This window comes from Paenibacillus sp. Y951 (assembly GCF_056786395.1).
Genome location: NZ_JBXCIY010000010.1, coordinates 26503 through 47335, shown reverse-complemented (window position 1 = coordinate 47335; position 20833 = coordinate 26503). Strand labels below are relative to the sequence as shown.

The window sequence follows — 20833 nt, the reverse complement described above, 5'->3', positions numbered from 1 at the left end:
TTCGCTATACTAGCGTTTTGGCCTTCTCCACGGCTTCTTCAATAACACCTACATAACGGAATGCTTCCTCAGGTAGGTCATCATGTTTGCCTTCGAGAATTTCTTTAAAGCTACGAATTGATTCTTTAACTGGAACGTATTTACCAGCAAGACCAGTAAACGGTTCAGCAACGTGGAATGGTTGAGATAGGAACAATTGAATTCTACGCGCACGCGATACAATCAATTTTTGCTCATCAGAAAGCTCATCCATACCAAGGATTGCAATAATATCTTGAAGCTCTTTATAGCTTTGAAGAATTTTCTTCACGCCTTGAGCTACGTTGTAATGTTCTGCTCCTAGAATCTCGGGATTTAGGATACGAGAAGATGAAGCAAGCGGATCTACCGCTGGGAAAATACCCATTTCGGAAATTTTACGCTCAAGGTTAGTTGTCGCATCAAGATGGGCGAACGTCGTTGCAGGAGCCGGATCCGTATAGTCATCGGCTGGAACGTAGATCGCTTGGATTGATGTAACAGAACCTTTGTTAGTAGAAGTAATACGCTCTTGCAATTGACCCATTTCCGTTGCAAGTGTTGGTTGGTAACCTACCGCTGACGGCATACGACCAAGTAGCGCAGATACTTCAGAACCCGCTTGTGTAAAGCGGAAAATATTATCGATGAATAGAAGTACGTCTTTACCTTCATTATCACGGAAATACTCAGCCATAGTAAGACCTGTCAAGGCTACACGTAGACGTGCTCCTGGAGGTTCATTCATCTGACCAAATACCATCGCTGTTTTTGCAAGTACGCCGGAATCCTTCATCTCATGGTACAAGTCATTACCCTCACGAGTACGCTCACCTACACCCGCGAATACAGAAATACCGCCATGTTCTTGGGCGATGTTATTGATAAGTTCTTGGATTGTTACTGTTTTACCTACACCGGCACCACCGAACAAACCGATTTTACCACCTTTGGAATAAGGGGCAAGCAAGTCGATAACTTTAATCCCTGTTTCAAGAATTTCCGATTGTGTAGATAATTCATCGAATTTCGGTGCTTCACGGTGAATCGGAAGTTTAACTTCAGATACAACATCGCCAGCTTCATCGATGGGTTGACCTAGTACGTTAAATACACGTCCTAGAGTAGCCATACCTACAGGTACTGTAATAGCGGATCCAGTATCAACTGCTTCCATACCACGAACTAGACCGTCGGTAGTACTCATCGCTACTGCACGAACTAGGTTATCGCCTAGGTGAACGGCAACTTCAAGTGTAAGATTAATAGCTACACTACCAGCTTCTGCCTTATGATTGATGGTTACAGCATTCATAATTTGTGGCAAAGACCCTCGTTCAAACTCTAAATCGACGACCGGACCCATGACGGATACAACGCGTCCCTTTTTCATTGCTTTCCCTCCCGGTTCCTCATATATGAACTTAAGATTGTGCGTTAGCTCCTGCAACGATTTCAGTTATTTCTTGCGTGATTGCCGCTTGACGCGCACGGTTATACGTTAATGTCAATTGGTTAATCATCTTCGTTGCATTTTTCGTTGCACTTCCCATTGCCGTCATACGAGCACCAAATTCACTAGCTTTACCGTCTAGTACAGCGCTGTATATAAGTGTCTCTGCATATTTCGGAAGGAGTATTTCAAGCACTCCTTTAGCAGATGGCTCATATTCGTATGAAGAAACTGGTGTCTTGCCATCAGATACATCTTCCAATGGTAATAATCGAGTTTCTGTTGGGAGTTGAGTAAGTGCGTTAATGAATTCATTGTAATAAATATAAAGTTCATCATAAGCACCTTCTGAGAACTTTTGAACTGCTGTAGCAGCTATAGATTTCACATCGCCAAATGAAGGGGAATCAGACAAGCCGATTACTTCTTCAAGAATTGGCATTTGTCTACGACGGAAGTAGTCGCGTCCTTTTCGTCCGATAACGAAAATTACATACTCTTCAGAAGACTTATGCTTTTCTTTAATTGTTTGCGTTACTTTACGTAAGACGTTCGCATTGTAACCACCAGCCAAACCACGGTCGGAAGTAATAACAAGATATCCCGTTCTTTTGATCGGACGGGTCTCTAGCATGGGGTGACGCACATCTTTCGTGCCAGCAGCGATATTGTTAACAACCTCTAACAACTTGTCAGCATATGGTCTTGCAGCAACTGCAGCCTCTTGTGCTCTTCTAAGCTTAGATGCAGCAACCATTTCCATCGCTTTAGTTATTTGTCTTGTACTTTGCTTACCTTTGATCTCACGTTTTATCTCACGCATGCCTTTTGCCATTTCGTTTCACCCGCCTTCTTTTGCTCGGTGCTTTATCCAAGCGTGGTAAGGGGTCTGCACTTAGCAGGCTAGGTGCAGACAATTATACATGTACCCATATATAGCATATATCTCGAACTTACACTGTCCAATTATACGGAACCAGCAAAGCCTTTTTTGAATGTATTGATCGCATCAACAAGTGCTTTCTCGTTATCAGCAACAAGATCCTTCGTATCACGGATAGAAGCAAGTACTTCTAAGCGGCTGCTATCAAGGAATGCGTGGAATTCTTGCTCGAAACGAAGAACATCTTCAACTGCGATATCATCAAGATGACCTTTAACCGCAGAATAGATCGATACAACTTGTTTCTCAATTGGCATCGGTTGGTTAACACCTTGCTTAAGTATTTCCATCGTACGAGCACCACGATTTAGACGGGCAACTGTAGATTTATCAAGATCAGAACCGAATTGAGAGAATGCTTGAAGCTCACGATAAGCTGCAAGGTCAAGACGAAGTGTACCAGCAACCTTCTTCATTGCTTTAATTTGTGCAGCACCACCAACACGGGATACAGAAATACCTACGTTAACCGCAGGACGCTGTCCAGAGTAGAACAAGTCAGACTCTAGGAAGATCTGTCCATCAGTGATGGAGATTACGTTTGTTGGAATGTAAGCAGATACGTCAGAAGCTTGAGTCTCGATAAATGGAAGAGCCGTTAGAGAACCGCCACCCAATTTATCACTTAGCTTAGCTGCACGCTCTAGCAAACGAGAGTGAATGTAGAATACATCCCCTGGATACGCTTCACGACCTGGTGGACGACGAAGCAGTAGGGAAAGCTCACGGTATGCTGCAGCTTGCTTGGACAAGTCATCATAGATAACTAGTACATGCTCGCCTTTGTACATGAAGTACTCACCCATTGAACAGCCTGCATAAGGAGCTAGGTATAGCAATGGAGATGGCTCAGAAGCACCAGCAGTTACAACGATTGTGTAATCAAGTGCACCGTTGCGGCGAAGTGTTTCTACTACGTTAGCAACAGTAGATTGTTTTTGACCTATAGCTACATATATACATTTTACGCCAGTGCCTTTTTGGTTGATGATGGTATCGATAGCAATCGTCGTTTTACCTGTTTGACGGTCACCGATAACCAACTCACGTTGTCCACGACCGATAGGTACCATAGAGTCAATTGCTTTAAGACCTGTTTGCATGGGCTCATGTACAGATTTACGATCGATAACACCAGGTGCTGGTGATTCAATCGGACGGAACTCCGTTGTATTGATTGGACCTTTACCATCAACTGGTTGTCCAAGTGCGTTGACAACACGTCCAAGCAGCTCTTCGCCCACTGGAACTTCCATAATACGACCCGTACGTTTAACTTGGTCTCCTTCACGAATATCCGTGTAAGGTCCTAGAATAACGACACCGACATTGCTCTCCTCAAGGTTAAGAGCCATACCAACGACACCGTTAGCGAATTCAAGAAGTTCTCCTTGCATCGCATTTTCAAGACCATGTACACGAGCAATACCGTCACCGACATTGATAACAGTGCCTACGTCCACGACTTGAATTTCCGACTTATATTTTTCAATTTGCTGTTTAATCAGCGTACTAATTTCATCAGGCCTAATACTCAATTCGTTCACCCCTATCTACAGTGCTTTAGAATTTAAAGATTTCTGCAACCGCTCCAGCTTACCAGATAAGCTTCCATCGTATAGACGATCGCCAATACGAACTTGAACGCCACCAAGAAGAGCTGAATTAACGATTTGCTTTGCAATAATTTTCTTACCTGTTACTTGTCCGAATTGAGTCGCAACATTAGCTAGCTCGTCATCAGAAAGCTGCTGAGCAGAATAAACTACTGCATGCGCTTGTCCTAATGCTTCACCAGCAATTTTCACATAGGCTTCGTACAGACTCGGTATACCTTGCTGACGGCCACGTTCAACCATAAGCTGTAACGTTTGGTATACAAGCTCAGACAACTTTTCGCCGAAAACATCTTTCAGCAACGTCATCTTACTTTGAAGCTGTACACTTGGCAGTTCCAAAAATTTATTTAACTGCTCATCGCTAGCAACTACATCTACGAAAAGTTTTAATTCTTGTTCAATCTGAGATACGACCTTGCCAGCGGCTGCAAGCTCGAACAACGCCCGTGCATAGCGCTTCGCTACGACGATATCACGGCTCATTTACTTCCAACCTCGTCTAAATACTTATTAACGATCTCTTTTTGAGACTTCTCGTCAACTTGTTTCTCAATAATTTTAGAAGCAATTTGCACAGAAATGCCGCCCACTTCTGCACGAAGTGCGGAGATCGCTTTATTTTTCTCACTCTCGATATCTTTGAGTGCATCATCTTTAATTCTTATAGATTCATTTTTCGCAGAAGATACCATTTCTTCAGCTTGCTTGGAGCTAGTCGCTCTTGCTTGCTCAAGAATTGAATATGCTTCCTTGCGCGCTTCATCAAGCGCTGCTTTTTGCTCAACCATAGCAGCCTCTGCTTGTGCTTGACTGCTAGTTGCAGCATCCATCTGCTCCTGAATAATCTGTCTACGCTTCTCCATTACTGCAAACAACGGGCCAAATGCATATTTATTCAAAAGCAACAGTAACAGTATAAAAGCAATAATGGTAAACGCAGTATTTGTCCAATATAAATCCATAACCGCACTCCTTTCCAACGATCGGGCGATATAATCAAAACAAAGGCGAAGAGGGCAAGCCCTTCCCCGCCATTAAAGACTTTTATTAGTTAGCAAAGAATGCCAAGAAGCCGATAACTACACCAGCTAGTGGAACTACCTCGACGATACCTGTACCGATAAACATTGTTGTTTGCAACGCAGATTTTTGTTCTGGTTGACGAGCAATACTTTCAACTGTTTTTGATACGATCATACCATTACCAATACCTGCGCCAATCGCGCCTAGACCTACTACAATAGCTGCTGACAATACATTCAAATCCATTTCTAATTCCTCCTTATAATTGGGTAATTATTTATTATTACTTATTTATAACGAACTTTGAAGGCGTTTATCACGCTCATACAAAGAAAGTTGTCGTTATGTTTGCTGATGATCTTCCTCGTGAATAGCTACTTGAGAAATGTATACCATTGTCAGTATTGTAAACAAAAACGCTTGAAGTCCGCCTACAAAAATACTGAAACCTTGCCATAACATCATAAACGGAGTTCCTAAAATCCCTAGCATCAGGATCGTCGTAATCAATATCTCACCCGCTAAAATATTAGCGAACAAACGCAATGCCAACGTTATTGGCTTTGCAATCGTCTCGATTACGTTAATTGGAAAGAAAACCGGATATGGTTCAAAGTAATGCTTAAAATAGTGCTTCCTATTCCATTTTATTCCTAAGAAATGAATAATAAAGAATACTACAAGGGCCAAGCCCGCTGTAACAGACAGATCCGCTGTTGGTGATTTCCACCAAGAGATGTGCGCAATTCCGTCATGTTCTGCGAGTACTTCTTCTGTAATTCCCAATGACAGAATCACATGATCCGTTTCTGTCACTATCTGAGCCGGTAGCCCTATCACATTGGCTGTAAAGATGAATAAAATAATTGTCATCCCAAGACCTACAAATTTTTTGGCTTTTTCCAATGGCATCGTACTCGCAATTGTATTGTGAACGAATTCCACAATCCATTCCAAAAAGTTTTGTGCTTTGGTCGGATTCTCAACCGATAAATTACGAACCGCTAAGCGCGCCAACACAAATACAAGAATTGAAGTAACAGTGATGGCAATAATAGCAGAAAGGTCAAATTCAACGCCACCCCAGTCCACAATTGGGAAAATATGCATATTTCAACTTCACTCCTTTCCGCTGTTATTTTCTTTCACAGTGTGAACAATAGCTGCTGCTAAAATTAAGAAGGGCATAACCAAGCTGCCTGCAAGAGCGGCTGGTACATTTATAATATCTGGATAGCGGTAAGCAATCATCACAAGTAGTAACACTGTTGCGATCCGATTACCGAAACCCAGCCCTTTTGGTTTAGAAGGCTTGCCACTTTTCTCTACGTATTCAGCTATTAAGCCAACTCTACGATGCAATAAAAACGCATTCATACTGCTTGCTATAAGCCCTAACGCAATTCCTAATGTAACCGACTTCCACTGAGGCAGGAAGAGCCACATTATAAATGCAGAAGCGATAAGAATGAACATCCAGCGTACAGCTGACTTCATCATGTTATCCATTGGAGTCCTCCAGCACTTTTTTTACGACAAGGATGGCGGATACAATGCCTACGGCAAGTCCGAACATAACACCGCCTACGACCCATCCTGAATTGCCCGATCGGTCGCTAATGTAGGCTCCAGCCCAATACCCAAGAAATATACAAACAGCAACTTGAATACCAAGCGCTCCAACAAGCGCCAACCCCAACAGCGGGTTATCTTCCTTGCTCTTCTTCGTCATGGACAGACACTCCTGCCAATCTTCATATATTTTATCGAAGCAATATAAGGTTTGTCAATTGATTTTACTACATAAAAACAATAGTTCCTACTAGTAATCCCTTGTCAGGCAAGGGATGTTTTATATGACAAACCGTACAGTGCTACTGTATACTGTACATTTTCTCTTAACGATATGAATGGCCACGAAACTATGAACGTTGTGTGAACGAATCGGGGCGAGTCGATGATTTTCCAAAATAATGCAAAATCGCATCAACAATACGTTCTGAAGCCTGTCCATCACCATAAGGATTAGCGGCTTGGCTCATACGCATATATAATGCTGAATCGCTCAACAATGCTTTTGCACGTTCATACACTTGTTCTTCATCGGTACCAACAAGCTCTAATGTACCAGCTTCGATTCCTTCTGGACGCTCTGTCGTATCACGTAACACAAGTGTTGGCACACCAAATGATGGTGCTTCTTCTTGCAACCCGCCAGAATCTGTCATAATCATATAAGTATGTGGGTAGAAATTATGGAATTCGAATACATCTAATGGATCAATTAACTGTATACGCGGATGATTACCCAAAATTTCTTGAGCTGGTTCACGTACAGCTGGATTTGGATGTACGGCATATACGAATACAACATCTTCAATTTCATCAGCAATCCGTTTGACAGCATTGAAAATATGACGATGAGGTTCACCTAATGATTCACGACGATGTGCTGTCATTAAAATCATTCGTTTGCCTTTCGCCCATTCAATAACAGGATGTGTAAAGGAATCATCCACTGTATATTGGAATACATCGGTAGCTGTATTACCCGTAACATAAATCGTATCTTCATGCTTATTCTCTTTGCGCAGATTATTCGCAGACGAATCGGTAGGTGCAAAATGAACATCAGACAATACACCAGCAAGCTGACGATTCATCTCCTCGGGATACGGAGACATCTTGTTCCATGTACGAAGTCCCGCTTCAACATGACCTACTTTGATTTTCTTCAAGAATGATGCATAGCTAGCTAAAAATGTTGTTTGAGTATCACCATGGACTAGCACAATATCGGGCTTTGCCTCTTCCAGTACAGGATCAAGACCTTCAAGCACACGAACTGTCGTCTCTGTTAACGTCTGACGATCCTTCATTACATTCAAATCAAAATTCGGCTTAATCTCAAAGAAATCGAGCACCTGATCTAGCATTTGACGATGCTGTGCGGTTACGCAAACAATCGATTCAATTTCTTCTTCACGTTTTTGCAGCTCTAATACTAACGGAGCCATCTTTACAGCTTCCGGTCTAGTCCCGAAAATTGTCATTACTTTTAACTTAGACAAACTGCTCCACTCCAATTCTACTTTTCAATCCGTATTTTCCAAGTTCATTTCATATTCGCAGGCGAATACGCTTCATCAGCTTAACCTTCGTGATCACAAGCGGATAATTTGAGCTACCTCATTCCAATCAAGGTCAAATTATTCGCTTGTCAGCACCAAGAAGATGGAATGTTACTTGAGAAAGGCGGAAGCGCAAGGTACGTACTTGGTACACGCGAACCTACAATGTTTCTGCAAGAAACATACATCGGAAGCTTACGCTACACTTTCCAAGTTCATTTCATATTCGCAGTCGAATACGCTTCATCAGCTTAACCTTCGTGATCACAAGCGGATAATTTGAGCTACCTCTTAGTTTGTGCCGAAAATACGGTCTCCTGCGTCACCTAGCCCTGGAACGATATAACCTTTTTCATCTAAACATTCATCTAATGCAGCAATATAGATATCTACATCTGGATGAGCTTCTTGCATTGCTTTCACACCCTCTGGTGCAGCAATAATACACATTAACTTTATATCCTCACAACCACGCTGTTTCAAAGAGTTAATCGCTGCAATAGCGGAACCACCTGTAGCAAGCATGGGATCGACGACAATAAGCATTCTATCTTGTGCATCAGTTGGCAAGTTAATATAATACTCTTTGGGCTGCAACGTCTCATGATCACGAGCAAGCCCGATATGACCAACTTTTGCAGAAGGAATCAATTTCAAAATACCATCAACCATACCTAGACCTGCTCGCAAAATAGGCACTAGGCCAAGCATACGTCCTGAGACAATTTTAGATTCTGTGATCGCAACTGGCGTTTCAACCTTGATCGTCTGAAGTGGAATTTCTCTTGTAATTTCATATGCCATGAAAGTAGCTACTTCGTCAATAAGTTCACGAAAATCTTTCGTATTCGTTTCCTTATCTCTAATAAAAGTAAGCTTATGCTGGATCATCGGATGATCACAAATAAATAAATTGCTCATGGAACCTCCCAGAATTGTCTATATATTTTCTTTCTAACTATATCTCATATCGATCATAATCCAACTTATTATAGCACTGAAGGTCTGTTGTTGCACCTAAATTCGTTATCATTCTATAAAATACTCGGGAACAACTTATCTGTTGCTACGGCATATAACCAAGTTGGTTCCACATAATAATTAATAACAAAATATTATGGTGCTAGCATAACTATTTTGTATTATTACACTAACAGGCTCAAGCAAAAAACCAAAAAACGGCTCTGTTCGCATATTTGCACAGCAGTCGTTTTTTGTTTTATTTGAATATTTTCACTTTATATCCTCTACGCATAATGACAGGCTGCAAAGTGATTTTTCTTAACATCTAACAATTTAGGAGCATCCACCTTACATTTATCAGTCGCAATCGGACATCTCGTATGGAAATGACAACCTGATGGTAGATGAATCGGACTTGGTAAATCGCCAGTTAATACAATACGTTCACGCGTTGCCTCAACCTCTGGATCCGGTATTGGAATAGCCGACATTAAAGCTCTAGTATATGGATGCCTTGGATCTGCATACAAATCTTCACTACTTGCCAGCTCGACAATTTTACCCAGATACATAACCGCAACACGATCACTAATATGTTTTACCATGGATAGGTCATGAGCGATGAATAAATATGTTAATCCCATATCACGTTGTAGTTCTTGTAATAGATTCACCACTTGAGCTTGAATCGATACATCGAGTGCGGATATTGGTTCATCGGCAATAATGAATTTTGGATCAACTGCAAGTGCACGTGCAATACCAATACGTTGTCGTTGTCCACCAGAAAATTCATGTGGATAACGAGATGCATGAGCAGAGTTCAAATTAACAAGCTCTAGTAGTTGTTCTACTTTTTTCTTGCGCTCAGCGCGACTACTTGTTAATTTGTGAACATCTAACGCTTCTCCAATAATATCCATAACCGTCATACGAGGATTAAGCGATGCATACGGATCTTGGAATATCATCTGCATATTACGACGAAGGGCCTTCATCTCACTGCCCTTCAAATCGTAAATATTTTTACCTTGAAACAGAACTTCTCCCTCAGTAGGCTCATATAGTCGCATCATTGTACGGCCGGCAGTAGATTTCCCACAACCAGACTCACCAACAACACCGACTGTTTCACCTTGCTGAATAGAAAATGTTATATCGTTAACAGCTTTCAATATATTATTATTTCCAAGGTTGAAAAATTTACTCAGATGATTAACTTCTATTAATGGCTTACTCATTCTGAATCCCCCTCTTTCGCATAAGGGTGTAATAACCAACAAGCAGAACGATGAGCTTCATTATCTTCTGCCGATACAAGATCTGGATCAATATTAACGCATACTCTCATCGCTTCAGGACAACGCGCACTAAAACTACAGCCTTTCGGCGGTGAGAACAGATCTGGTGGAGTACCAGGAATCGGAATCAATGGTTCATCTTTCTTCTGATCAAGACGTGGTACAGAGCGCAGTAATCCTCTAGTATAAGGATGCTGTGGATTGTTGAAAATCTCATACTTTGTTCCTGTTTCTACCACTTTACCTGCATACATAACGATGACTCTATCACATACGTCGGCTACGACACCAAGATCATGCGTGATTAGAACGATGGAAGTACCCATCTTTTTCTGCAAATCTTTCATCACTTGCATAATTTGCGCTTGAATTGTTACATCTAGTGCAGTTGTGGGCTCATCAGCGATCAAGAGTGAAGGATTGCAAGCTAGTGCAATGGCAATCATCGCACGTTGACGCATACCACCGGAAAATTGATGAGGATACTGTTTAATACGATCTGCTGGATTCGGAATACCTACAAGCGTAAGCATTTCAACAGCACGATCACGAGCCTGAGCTTTACTTAGCTTCTCATGCTTCAACAATCCTTCAACGATTTGTGTGCCTATTGTTAAGGTAGGATTCAAAGAAGTCATCGGATCTTGAAAGATCATCCCGATATCTTTACCACGAATCGCTTCCATTTCTTTTTCGCTTTTTTTCAGTAAATCGTTACCTTCGAACATAATAGAACCGCTTATGACAGCAGGGGGGCTAGGAACAAGGCGCATTAGAGATTGGGCAGTTACACTTTTGCCGCAACCAGATTCGCCAACAATCGCTACCGCTTCACCCTTATTGATGTGAAAATTCACACCACGGACAGCTTGAACGACACCACCACGGACATTAAAGTGAACTTTAAGATCCTGTACCTCAAGTAGCTTTTCCATTATTCCACCTCCTAAAACTTTATATATTGCATCTTGATCTACTTCTCATGATAAAAAGTTACTTCGGAAGCATGATCTAAAACTTTTTATATTACTTCTCATCGAAGTGAATTACCGTGAGCATCCGTTATTTTTTCATTTTCGGATCTAGTGCATCACGTAATCCGTCACCAAATATATTAAAGCAAAGCATTGTTAAACTAATTAGAATGGCAGGGAAAATCATACGCCACGGATAGACTGTCATAGCTTTCAATGCATCATTAATTAATGTACCAAGTGAAGCAGCAGGTGATTGAACACCTAGACCAAGGAAGCTCAAAAATGCTTCTGCGAAAATAGCAGATGGTACCGTCATTGTAATCGTAACAATAATTGGACCCATTGCATTTGGAATAAGATGTTTTCTCATAATATGACCTGTACTAGCGCCTAGCGTACGAGCAGCCAACACATATTCCTGGCTTTTCAGTTGCATAACTTGTCCACGGACAATCCACGCCATATTAATCCAGCCTGTAATACTAAGTGCTAATACAATCGTGAACATACTCGGCTCGAGAATAACAATTAGCAATATAACAACTAGCATACTTGGTATGGAATACAATATCTCACAAAAACGATTCAATATCTCATCTACTCTACCGCCGTAATACCCCATAATACCGCCAATAATAACTCCAAGAATGAGATCGATTATTGCAGCATATAATCCGACCTGTAACGATATTCCTGCACCCATCCAAGTACGTTCAAACATATCTCGTCCAAGAGCATCCGTACCGAACCAATGCTCAGAACTCGGCGCTTGATTCGTAATCGACAAATCATTCGTTTTATAATCATATGGCGTCATCGCTTGACCAAAAAACGCAAAGAAAATAATGACTATTAAAATGACTAAACTTATCATAGCAAGCTTGTTTTCTTTCAGACGAATCCAAGCATCTTTCCAAGCAGATATACTTTCACGCACAACTAGATCAGAAGAAACTTCATTCTTCTCTAGCTTTGCAAAATCTTTCTTAGTTAACGTTTGATCTGACATTACGATCCTCCTTTGCTTCTTGCTAACTTAATTCGCGGATCAACAAAACCGTAGGCGATATCTGTAATTAAGCGCGCAAGCATCAGAATAACTGCATAAAAAATCGTAAGTCCCATAATTAACGTGTAATCACGATTTGTAATACTATTGACGAAGTCTTTACCTAAACCACCGATTCCGAATATCTGCTCTACAATAACAGACCCTGTAATAATGTTGGCAGTCATCGGACCGACATAAGTCACAACCGGCAAAATTGCATTTCTTAAGGCATGACGTACAAGAATAACTTTTCCTGATAAGCCTTTAGATTTGGCTGTTTTAATATAATCTGCCGATAGAACCTCAAGCATGCTTGAACGAGTAAGTCTCGCAATGAATGCTGTCGGAAGGAACGATAAAGCAATAACTGGCAACACGTAGTCCATAGGACCATTTAGCCCCGTTACGTTAAACCATTGTAATTCAACTCCGAATATATGCTGTAATCCGGCAGCTACGACAAAGTTAGGTATAGATACACCTAGCACAGCAATAAAGATTGTGAAACCATCAAGAAATTTACGATGATTTAAAGCAGCGATAAGACCAAGAAGCAATCCTGCAGCAATAGATAAGAGTATTGCCCATAAACCAAGCTGCATCGAATATCCAAAACCATTTACAATAACAGATTCTACTGTTGTATATTGCTGTTTCATTGATGTTCCAAGATCAAGATGCAGCAGGTTGTTCATATAGTTTAAGTATTGCTCCCATATCGGTTTATCAAATCCGTATTTCTCCATCAATTTTTGTTGAATAGCAGCAGGGATGTTTTTCTCTGACTGGAACGGATTACCCGGTATCGCCTTCATTAAGAAGAACGTCGCTGAAGCTAAAACAAATATCGACAAGAGCATGTACATTATCTTCTGTATAATATAGCGGACCAACTTATGTCACACCTCCAATATGTCATGTTACAAGAGAAGGATATATGCTGAAAAAGAAGCATATATCCCCCCAACTTGTATTATTAATGCAAGTTCAAAAGTAAGTTTTCAGAAGTATCTCTGAACCCTATTCTTGTTCTTGTTCGTAGTACCCACGTGTGTAGTTAACATCACCTTTAAAGTCAACATATACACCTTTTACATCAGGTCTCATCATATGCACTGAACTGTAATAGTAAAGCGGCATAATAGAATGTGATTCAATAAGCATTTTTTCTGCTTGAGCCATTAATTCCATACGAACCTTTTGATCATCCGTAGCGTTAATTTGAGCGATCAAAGCATCGTAATCTGGATTGGCGTAACCTGTGTTGTTATTACCGCTATTAGAAGTGAATAGACCAATGAATGAGATTGGATCATTATAGTCTGCTCCCCAACCGGCACGTGCGATTTGGTAGTTCATTGCTGTACGATTATCTAAGAATACGCCCCATTCTTCGTTACCGATTTGAGCATCAATTCCTAGATTTGTACGCCACATATCAACAATTGCCTCAGCTACTTTTTGATGAGCAGCATCAGTGTTATAAGTTAATTTGAACGCAGGAAGCTCAGTCCAACCCTGTTCTGCAAGACCTTCAGCAAGTAATGCTTTTGCTTCTTCAATATTTTCTTGGAAGTAATCATCTTTAACTTCACTACGGAACTCATCTTCAACACCTTTAATACCTGGAGGAACTAGTCCAAATGCAGGAATTTGACCACCAAGTGTTACTTTTTCAGTTAAGTCAGAACGACTGATCGCCATTGATAAAGCTTGACGAATTTTTGCATTATTGAAAGGTTCTACAGTTGTATTGATAATGTAGTAATACAAACTTGCAGTTCCTTTAACTTCATAATCGTTTGGATATTCTTTTGCAAGTGTTGCATATTGATCAGTTGGAAGTGTACCCGTTGGGTGACCAGCATAATCTAATTTACCTGTTTTATACATATTAAGTTCTGAACTTGGATCATTAACGATAGTCATGGATACTTTTGCGAATTTAATATCAGCAAGAGCATGATAATTTTCGTTGGGCTCAAGAACAATCGATGTATTACGTTTCCATTCCGTCATTGTAAATGGACCATTAGTAATCATCGTATCAGCCGCTGCAGCGAAAGCTTCATTCTCAGTTACAGAAGAGTGAACTGGGAAGTAGATAGCAGTAGATAGCAATGATTCAAAATATGTTGTTGGGCTGTTAAGTGTCACGACAAGAGTGTGCTCGTCTGTAGCAGTTACACCTACATCATCAACAGAGCCTTTACCCGTGTTATAAGCTTCAGCGCCTTTGATATAGTACAATTGGTACGCATATTCAGATGGTTTAGGAGCTAACTCTGGATTAAGCGCACGTTTCCAAGAAAATTCGAAATCGTTAGCAGTTACAGCATCGCCATTTTTCCATTTAGCGTCTGAACGAATTGTAAATGTGTATGTTTTACCATCTTCCGAAATATCCCATTTTTCAGCAACACCTGGTTGAATATCACCATTCTCGTCAACAATTGTTAGACCTTCATAGATTGCATTAATAACTGTAAAAGATACTTGATCTGTTGCTTGTGCTGGATCTAATGTTGGAGGCTCGGTAGCTAAATTCATACGGAATTCATTATTACTTGCGCCACTCTTACTTCCAGAACCACTAGCACAGCCAGTTGTGAAAATAGCTAGTACAAGTACCAAAGAAAGGATAGAAATTAGATTCTTTCTGTTCATGTTCTTACTCCCCTTTAATCTAGATGTGGTTAAGCTTTGTTGTTTGAACCGTAAAAATCATGATGAAAATATTAGAAGGGTGTATCCTCATGCAACAAAACTAATATTTATGCTATCTTGCGATTATACAATTCTTAAATGAAAACATGGGGTTGACTATACTACTTGAATGTAAAACGTGTCAACACAACAAAAATTTACAATGGTTAAATACTTGTAAACCTTGACGAATAATCCCTTGGTACTACTGAATTATTAACGCACTCAATAAAATAGTGAATTTATTGTGAGCACATTTTATCCCAGTTAAATGTTACGTATAGTGGTAATATATTGAATTAATTATTGTGTTCCAGATATACTTCACTTCCTTACTATTTGCATAATTAATCCCTCCTATTCGTTATATTTGAAACATATTATTTGACTTTAAAAGATAAAAAAACTGCCCTATCAGAAGTGTTTTTCTGACAGGACAGTCTAATATATTATTCTATTAGTAAGTTAGACCTGGGTAGATAGGGAACTTAGCTGTAAGATTACGAACTTTAACGCGAGCTTCTTCTTTCACAGCTTCATCTTCAGGGTTTTTCAATACCATTGCGACAACATCAGCAATCACTTGCATAGCTTCAGCGTTCATACCACGCGCAGTTACAGCTGGTGTACCTAGGCGGATACCACTTGTTACAAACGGGCTAGTTGGGTCAAATGGAATTGCATTTTTGTTCACTGTAATGCCAACTTCATCAAGAATATGTTCAGCAACTTTACCAGTAATGTTCAAGTTACGAGTATCGATCAGCATGAGGTGATTATCTGTACCACCAGAAACTAGATTAATACCATTTGCAGTAAGTCCATCTGCAAGATCTTTTGCATTGTTAACAACATTCTGTCCATATTGCTTAAAATCATCTTGTAGAGCTTCGCCGAGTGCAACAGCTTTAGCAGCAATAATATGCATCAATGGACCACCTTGAGAACCAGGGAATACAGCTTTATCGATCGCAGCAGCCCAAGGCTTACGGCAAAGAATCATACCACCACGAGGTCCACGAAGAGTTTTATGTGTTGTCGTTGTAACAAAGTGAGCATGAGGCACTGGATTTGGATGCAAACCAGCAGCGACAAGACCTGCGATATGCGCCATATCAACCATGAACAACGCACCAATTTCATTCGCAATTTGACCAAGTTTTTCAAAGTCAATAATACGAGGATATGCACTTGCACCAGCCACAATCATACGAGGACGATGCTTGAACGCAAGCTTACGAACTTCTTCATAATCAATAGTGAAAGAATCTTCTTGTACACCATATGCAACAAAGTTATATAGAATACCGGAAGCATTAACTGGGCTACCATGAGTTAAGTGACCACCATGAGCAAGATTCATACCTAATACCGTATCACCAGGTTTCAATGCAGCAAGATAAACTGCCATATTCGCTTGTGCACCTGAGTGAGGTTGAACGTTAGCATGTTCCGCACCGAATAGTTCTTTTGCACGATCACGAGCGATATCTTCAACAATATCAACATGCTCACAACCACCGTAGTAACGTTTGCTTGGATAACCTTCTGCGTATTTGTTCGTTAATACTGAACCCATAGCTTCTAGTACCGCTGGGCTAACGATGTTTTCAGAAGCGATTAACTCAATATTATCGCGTTGACGCTTAAGCTCTAGACCAAGAGCTTCCAAAATTTTCGGATCCTGTTTACGTAAATTTTCCATTATTATTCCTCCTAAAATTTTTGTTACTTCTTGCTAGACTTCAATGATACAAAAATACATCGAAAGCATAGGCTAGAATTTGATTTATATATACTTTCAAAGAAAGTTAAAAAATAAGAATTGGAGCTTCCGAGCAGGGGCATCATACGCCCCATGGAAAGCCATATTCGAAGTCGAATTTGCTACGTCAGCATACACATCGTAATCACATGCGAACATAGGTGGTACGAGGTCCGCCGATCAACTTCGGCCTAGAGTACGCCATCGTTAAGTGCGCTGAACCAATTGAGCGCAATGACCCTCGTAAGGGAACCGCTACTTGCTTCAAGTGCATCCCAATAAACGTATCACCGATATCAATTCCTGCATCTGCTGCAATCGTTTCAACAAGACACGGCTGCTTCATTTGTGTAAATGCGTAAGCAGCCATCGAGCCTCCAGCATGGGGCACTGGTACAGCATGGACAATATCTTTATGAAGTAACTCCGCTACATCCTGTTCTATAACAATGGCACGATTGAGATGCTCACAGCATTGAAAAACGGGAATAAAATTGAATTGCTGACGTGCAGCTTCGATTCCGCGATAAATCGCACTTGCTACATCAACTGCCCCTGCTTTGCCAATATGCTCCCCGATCACTTCACTAGTACTCGTCCCGAACACTAACAATTTCGGTTTTGTCCATTGACACACTTCCATCAGTTCGCAGATGACAGTTTCAACTTGCGTTGCAATAAGATCAAGCGAATGTGTCATACTGCACTACTCCCCAGTAATGAATCGCTTTTCAATATCTGTTACTTTTTTCAGGCGACCGACATGACGTTCACCATTAGAGAATGGTGTCTCAATCCAAATCTTCACAATATCTAACGCTAGACCTGGACCAGTAACACGCTCACCAAGTGCAAGTACATTCGTGTCATTATGATCTCGAGTGGCTTGTGCTGAGAATGTATCGCCTACTAAAGCACAACGGATACCTGCATGCTTGTTAGCAGCAATAGACATTCCAATACCTGTTCCACAAATTAAAATACCACGATCTGCCTTACCTGCTGTAACTTGGTCACATACGGGCAATGCATAATCAGGATAATCTACTGAACCATTACAATCACAGCCAAAATCTTCCACTTCATGACCTAATGATTTCAAAAATGGGACAATTTCATCTTTTAGACGATATCCACCGTGATCAGCACCAATTGCAATTTTCAAGCATAACACCCTCTCGGTTCGATAATTTGATTGGATACAAGATGTTTTTTTGAACATAAAGTATACTTGTAGTATACCGCTTTTCCTTAAAAAATGAAAAAAAGAGCAAAACATGCTATGAATAGCACGTTGCTCTTTGCCCAGGCGACCGGCCGTATACTCCGATGCTCCATCGTGGTTACCCACTTCCGTCGCCAGTTACATCGAAGACCGCTTATATAGCTATATAATAGCGGATTTAGCTGCAAATATCAATCATCTAATTATTAGAATTTATCATCTATTTTTGTTGTTGATTACGTAATAATAGTTTGTCGACTAGCTTGAAGATCGCTTCCTCTAGTTCATCGGCACAATGATCATAATGTGACTGTGTGCCTCCATATGGATCTGCAATATCAAAGCTAGGAATAGTCCGCTCCAATGCCATCAACCGCTGACGTTGCTTTTCCTCTACGGGTTGTCCTAAAATTTGCTTCATCTGCACATCTGTATATAAACTTTCTAGCTCCGTAATTATCTGTTCCAGATCTTCATCCATATAGGCGAACTCCTTCAACGTGAAGGTTTTGTCCATCATATGAGCATATTGTTGCAACAAATCTCGTTTATGTGCAGATGTCATCGTTAAGACGAGATCCGCCCATTCCAGTATTTCTTCTTGCAGTACAGATGAGCTTCCTTTATGTTGAATACCACGACGATTCAGAGCGTGTAACGAATTAGCCGATACTGGCATACCATTCACCGTCGATATTCCTGCTGAACGTACAGCAACGGTTAACCCCTTTTCATAGGCAAGACTTTTGAGAAATGCTTCCGCCATAGGAGATCGACAAGTATTACCCGTGCATATGAATAATATTCTTTTCATAGCGCCAACTCCCTTCAACTCCTATTATACTATAAAATAAACCCCAAACACGACAAGAATAATGCCACCAAATGTCTCACCGTATATTCCCATTGATTGACTCACTCTTTTACCAAGACTTAATCCTAGCATAGCCATTACAGCTCCCAATATCCCGAATAAACATACCGTTAGCCAGAATTCTGCTTGAAACATTCCAAGTGTAATGCCCACTGAAAAAGAGTCTACACTTACACTAAATGATAGCAGCATAAGTCCCCAAAATGTTCGATGATCTAACATTTGCATTTCTTCTTCCTTAAAGGAATTAATAATCATGTGCGTACCTAACATAATTAATAGTATTCCCGCTACAATAGTAGCCCAGTTGCCAAGAACCGAGCTCATCAGATTGCCCATGAGCATACCACCAATGGGCATCACAATGTGGAACAACCCGATTACGATACCAAGCTTCAATATATGTCGATAACGAATTCCTTTCAGACCAATGCCTATTCCGAGTGAAAATGCATCAAAACCTAATGCGATCGCAATCATCATGATCGCCATAAGCTGTCCTATCCATGCGTTTGTATCTAACATAAATGATCTCCTTGTCCACTATACTTGTACAAACATATGCGGAGAAGGAGATAAAGTTGACTATTAATTTAATAAATCAAAAAATAATGTTCGTTAGACATTGACAACGACATGACCAGCCGCCTTATGCAATCGATTCATCAATGCCGCACCGATACCATCGTAGCTACTTGCTTCCGACCATATCCGAGAAATATTCTGTTCATCAAAGCTTCGTAAGGCAGCATAGAGCGAAGCCGCAGCTTCTTCAAGATGATGAATACTTCCCATACTAATGACAAGCTCAGCGGCACGATAATGCTCCATATGCTCAGCAAAAGCCAATACACCACATCGCTCAGTCGCTTGGTAACGATCCAATTGCGCCCCGATATAGGCAGCCACTTGAGTTGCTTCACCTTTCACAACGATAAGCTGTCCTTTCGGTGCATAATGCGTATATTTCATCCCTGGGGAACGAGGTGCCTCCCTACTTTGCAGCTCCGTTTCCGTCACAATGTTCGCCTCTGGACAACATACTCTCAAATCGTCCTCCGTTACTCCGCCTGGGCGCAACACACGAATGGTAGAATCACCATCGACCTCAACAACAGTAGATTCTAAGCCAACTCCTGTCGCTCCACCATCGACAATACCTGCGATTTGTCCTGCCAAATCTTCATATACATGCCCGGCAAGTGTAGGACTTGGGCGGCCCGAACGATTTGCACTTGGCGCAGCAAGCGGACAATTGGCTTGCTCGATCAACGCAAGTGCTATAGGATGATCAGGCATACGAACACCTACTGTTGCGAGTCCTGCTGTTACATAAGGAGATAGTACACCTTCCTTTACAGGTAACACGATAGTTAAAGGTCCCGGCCAGAAACGCTCCATCAACTGCTCTGCAAGTCCATCATAATGTTCAACTAATCCATCCAATTGCCTCTTATCGCTAATATGTACGATTAAGGGGTTATCAGACGGTCTGCCCTTTGCCGCGAAAATTCCTTGTACTGCTTCACTTGAAGTTGCATCTGCTCCTAATCCGTATACCGTTTCTGTAGGAAAGGCTACTTGTTTCCCTTGCTGAAGTGCATATGCCGCTTCCTCTAGCTGTTGCTCCCAGCCCGATTGCTCTATATTAATTTTCCATAAATGAGTACTGTTATTCACGGCTATCAATCCTTCGTTTCTTCAACTTATACTTATAGTATAACTTCATATATCTACAGTATGACTTCTTATACTTACAGTATAGCTTCAAATGACCACAATAA

Annotated in this window: 23 protein-coding genes and 1 riboswitch; of the genes, 1 reads left to right on the top strand and 22 read right to left on the bottom strand. The window is 40.9% G+C overall.

Going from position 1 to position 20833, the window contains the following annotated elements:
- Positions 1 to 4: 4 nt before the first annotated feature.
- The 10 genes from atpD to wecB form a co-directional block, all read right to left on the bottom strand.
- Positions 5 to 1411 carry a F0F1 ATP synthase subunit beta gene (gene atpD / locus AC1TPB_RS15275; protein ID WP_482077288.1) on the bottom strand — a complete coding sequence of 469 codons (1407 nt, stop codon included), beginning with the start codon at positions 1409 to 1411 and terminating at the stop codon, positions 5 to 7.
- A 31-nt stretch (positions 1412 to 1442) separates the two neighbouring features.
- Positions 1443 to 2306: an ATP synthase F1 subunit gamma gene (atpG, locus tag AC1TPB_RS15270; protein ID WP_482064282.1), complete on the bottom strand. Its 864-nt coding sequence runs from the start codon at positions 2304 to 2306 to the stop codon at positions 1443 to 1445.
- Between the two features lie 131 nt (positions 2307 to 2437).
- On the bottom strand, positions 2438 to 3952 hold the full coding sequence (atpA, locus tag AC1TPB_RS15265; RefSeq protein WP_482064283.1) for a F0F1 ATP synthase subunit alpha: 1515 nt from the start codon (positions 3950 to 3952) through the stop codon (positions 2438 to 2440).
- A 15-nt stretch (positions 3953 to 3967) separates the two neighbouring features.
- Positions 3968 to 4516 (bottom strand): F0F1 ATP synthase subunit delta, encoded by a 549-nt coding sequence (locus tag AC1TPB_RS15260; RefSeq protein WP_482077287.1) that lies wholly within the window; start codon positions 4514 to 4516, stop codon positions 3968 to 3970.
- Entirely contained in the window at positions 4513 to 4995 is a 483-nt protein-coding gene (gene atpF, locus AC1TPB_RS15255; RefSeq protein ID WP_482077286.1) for a F0F1 ATP synthase subunit B, read from the bottom strand. Before atpF ends, AC1TPB_RS15260 begins: the two co-directional genes overlap by 4 nt.
- Positions 4996 to 5080: 85 nt before the next feature.
- Positions 5081 to 5296: a F0F1 ATP synthase subunit C gene (atpE, locus tag AC1TPB_RS15250; RefSeq protein WP_482077390.1), complete on the bottom strand. Its 216-nt coding sequence runs from the start codon at positions 5294 to 5296 to the stop codon at positions 5081 to 5083.
- A gap of 102 nt (positions 5297 to 5398) precedes the next feature.
- Positions 5399 to 6166, bottom strand: a complete 768-nt coding sequence (gene atpB / locus AC1TPB_RS15245; RefSeq protein WP_482064286.1) for a F0F1 ATP synthase subunit A — start codon at positions 6164 to 6166, stop codon at positions 5399 to 5401.
- Between the two features lie 9 nt (positions 6167 to 6175).
- On the bottom strand, positions 6176 to 6565 hold the full coding sequence (locus tag AC1TPB_RS15240; RefSeq protein WP_482077285.1) for an ATP synthase subunit I: 390 nt from the start codon (positions 6563 to 6565) through the stop codon (positions 6176 to 6178).
- A complete protein-coding gene (locus AC1TPB_RS15235) occupies positions 6558 to 6755 on the bottom strand; it encodes an AtpZ/AtpI family protein (protein ID WP_482077284.1) in 198 nt (65 codons plus the stop codon). The genes AC1TPB_RS15240 and AC1TPB_RS15235 overlap by 8 nt, the downstream gene beginning before the upstream one ends.
- Before the next feature lie 223 nt (positions 6756 to 6978).
- Entirely contained in the window at positions 6979 to 8127 is a 1149-nt protein-coding gene (gene wecB / locus AC1TPB_RS15230) for a non-hydrolyzing UDP-N-acetylglucosamine 2-epimerase (RefSeq protein WP_482077283.1), read from the bottom strand.
- Between the two features lie 168 nt (positions 8128 to 8295).
- On the opposite strand from wecB, the gene AC1TPB_RS15225 reads away from it, so the two are divergent.
- On the top strand, positions 8296 to 8442 hold the full coding sequence (locus AC1TPB_RS15225) for a hypothetical protein (RefSeq protein ID WP_482077282.1): 147 nt from the start codon (positions 8296 to 8298) through the stop codon (positions 8440 to 8442).
- A gap of 36 nt (positions 8443 to 8478) precedes the next feature.
- Here the strand turns inward: AC1TPB_RS15225 and upp are convergent, their stop codons facing one another.
- The 12 genes from upp to AC1TPB_RS15165 form a co-directional block, all read right to left on the bottom strand.
- Positions 8479 to 9108, bottom strand: a complete 630-nt coding sequence (gene upp / locus AC1TPB_RS15220; protein ID WP_482077281.1) for a uracil phosphoribosyltransferase — start codon at positions 9106 to 9108, stop codon at positions 8479 to 8481.
- 326 nt (positions 9109 to 9434) lie between these two features.
- Positions 9435 to 10391 (bottom strand): ABC transporter ATP-binding protein, encoded by a 957-nt coding sequence (locus tag AC1TPB_RS15215; RefSeq protein ID WP_482077280.1) that lies wholly within the window; start codon positions 10389 to 10391, stop codon positions 9435 to 9437.
- Positions 10388 to 11386, bottom strand: coding sequence for an ABC transporter ATP-binding protein (locus AC1TPB_RS15210; RefSeq protein WP_482064292.1), 999 nt, complete (start codon positions 11384 to 11386; stop codon positions 10388 to 10390). Before AC1TPB_RS15210 ends, AC1TPB_RS15215 begins: the two co-directional genes overlap by 4 nt.
- A 127-nt stretch (positions 11387 to 11513) precedes the next feature.
- Positions 11514 to 12437 carry an ABC transporter permease gene (locus tag AC1TPB_RS15205; RefSeq protein WP_482077279.1) on the bottom strand — a complete coding sequence of 308 codons (924 nt, stop codon included), beginning with the start codon at positions 12435 to 12437 and terminating at the stop codon, positions 11514 to 11516.
- Positions 12437 to 13372 carry an ABC transporter permease gene (locus AC1TPB_RS15200; protein ID WP_482064294.1) on the bottom strand — a complete coding sequence of 312 codons (936 nt, stop codon included), beginning with the start codon at positions 13370 to 13372 and terminating at the stop codon, positions 12437 to 12439. Before AC1TPB_RS15200 ends, AC1TPB_RS15205 begins: the two co-directional genes overlap by 1 nt.
- Before the next feature lie 127 nt (positions 13373 to 13499).
- The gene (locus AC1TPB_RS15195; RefSeq protein ID WP_482077278.1) at positions 13500 to 15146 is read right to left on the bottom strand and encodes a peptide ABC transporter substrate-binding protein; all 1647 of its coding nucleotides are present in this window, start codon (positions 15144 to 15146) and stop codon (positions 13500 to 13502) included.
- 496 nt (positions 15147 to 15642) lie between these two features.
- Complete coding sequence (locus AC1TPB_RS15190; RefSeq protein WP_482077277.1) at positions 15643 to 16890, bottom strand: serine hydroxymethyltransferase; 1248 nt, start codon at positions 16888 to 16890, stop codon at positions 15643 to 15645.
- A gap of 205 nt (positions 16891 to 17095) precedes the next feature.
- Complete coding sequence (locus tag AC1TPB_RS15185; protein WP_482077276.1) at positions 17096 to 17650, bottom strand: TIGR01440 family protein; 555 nt, start codon at positions 17648 to 17650, stop codon at positions 17096 to 17098.
- A 6-nt stretch (positions 17651 to 17656) separates the two neighbouring features.
- The gene (rpiB, locus tag AC1TPB_RS15180; RefSeq protein WP_482077275.1) at positions 17657 to 18115 is read right to left on the bottom strand and encodes a ribose 5-phosphate isomerase B; all 459 of its coding nucleotides are present in this window, start codon (positions 18113 to 18115) and stop codon (positions 17657 to 17659) included.
- 131 nt (positions 18116 to 18246) lie between these two features.
- Positions 18247 to 18327, bottom strand: a riboswitch (ZMP/ZTP riboswitch).
- Positions 18328 to 18395: 68 nt separating this feature from the next.
- On the bottom strand, positions 18396 to 18989 hold the full coding sequence (locus AC1TPB_RS15175) for a low molecular weight protein arginine phosphatase (protein ID WP_482077274.1): 594 nt from the start codon (positions 18987 to 18989) through the stop codon (positions 18396 to 18398).
- 24 nt (positions 18990 to 19013) lie between these two features.
- Complete coding sequence (locus AC1TPB_RS15170) at positions 19014 to 19574, bottom strand: manganese efflux pump MntP (protein WP_482077273.1); 561 nt, start codon at positions 19572 to 19574, stop codon at positions 19014 to 19016.
- 93 nt (positions 19575 to 19667) lie between these two features.
- Positions 19668 to 20729, bottom strand: a complete 1062-nt coding sequence (locus AC1TPB_RS15165) for an L-threonylcarbamoyladenylate synthase (protein ID WP_482077272.1) — start codon at positions 20727 to 20729, stop codon at positions 19668 to 19670.
- Positions 20730 to 20833 lie beyond the last annotated feature (104 nt).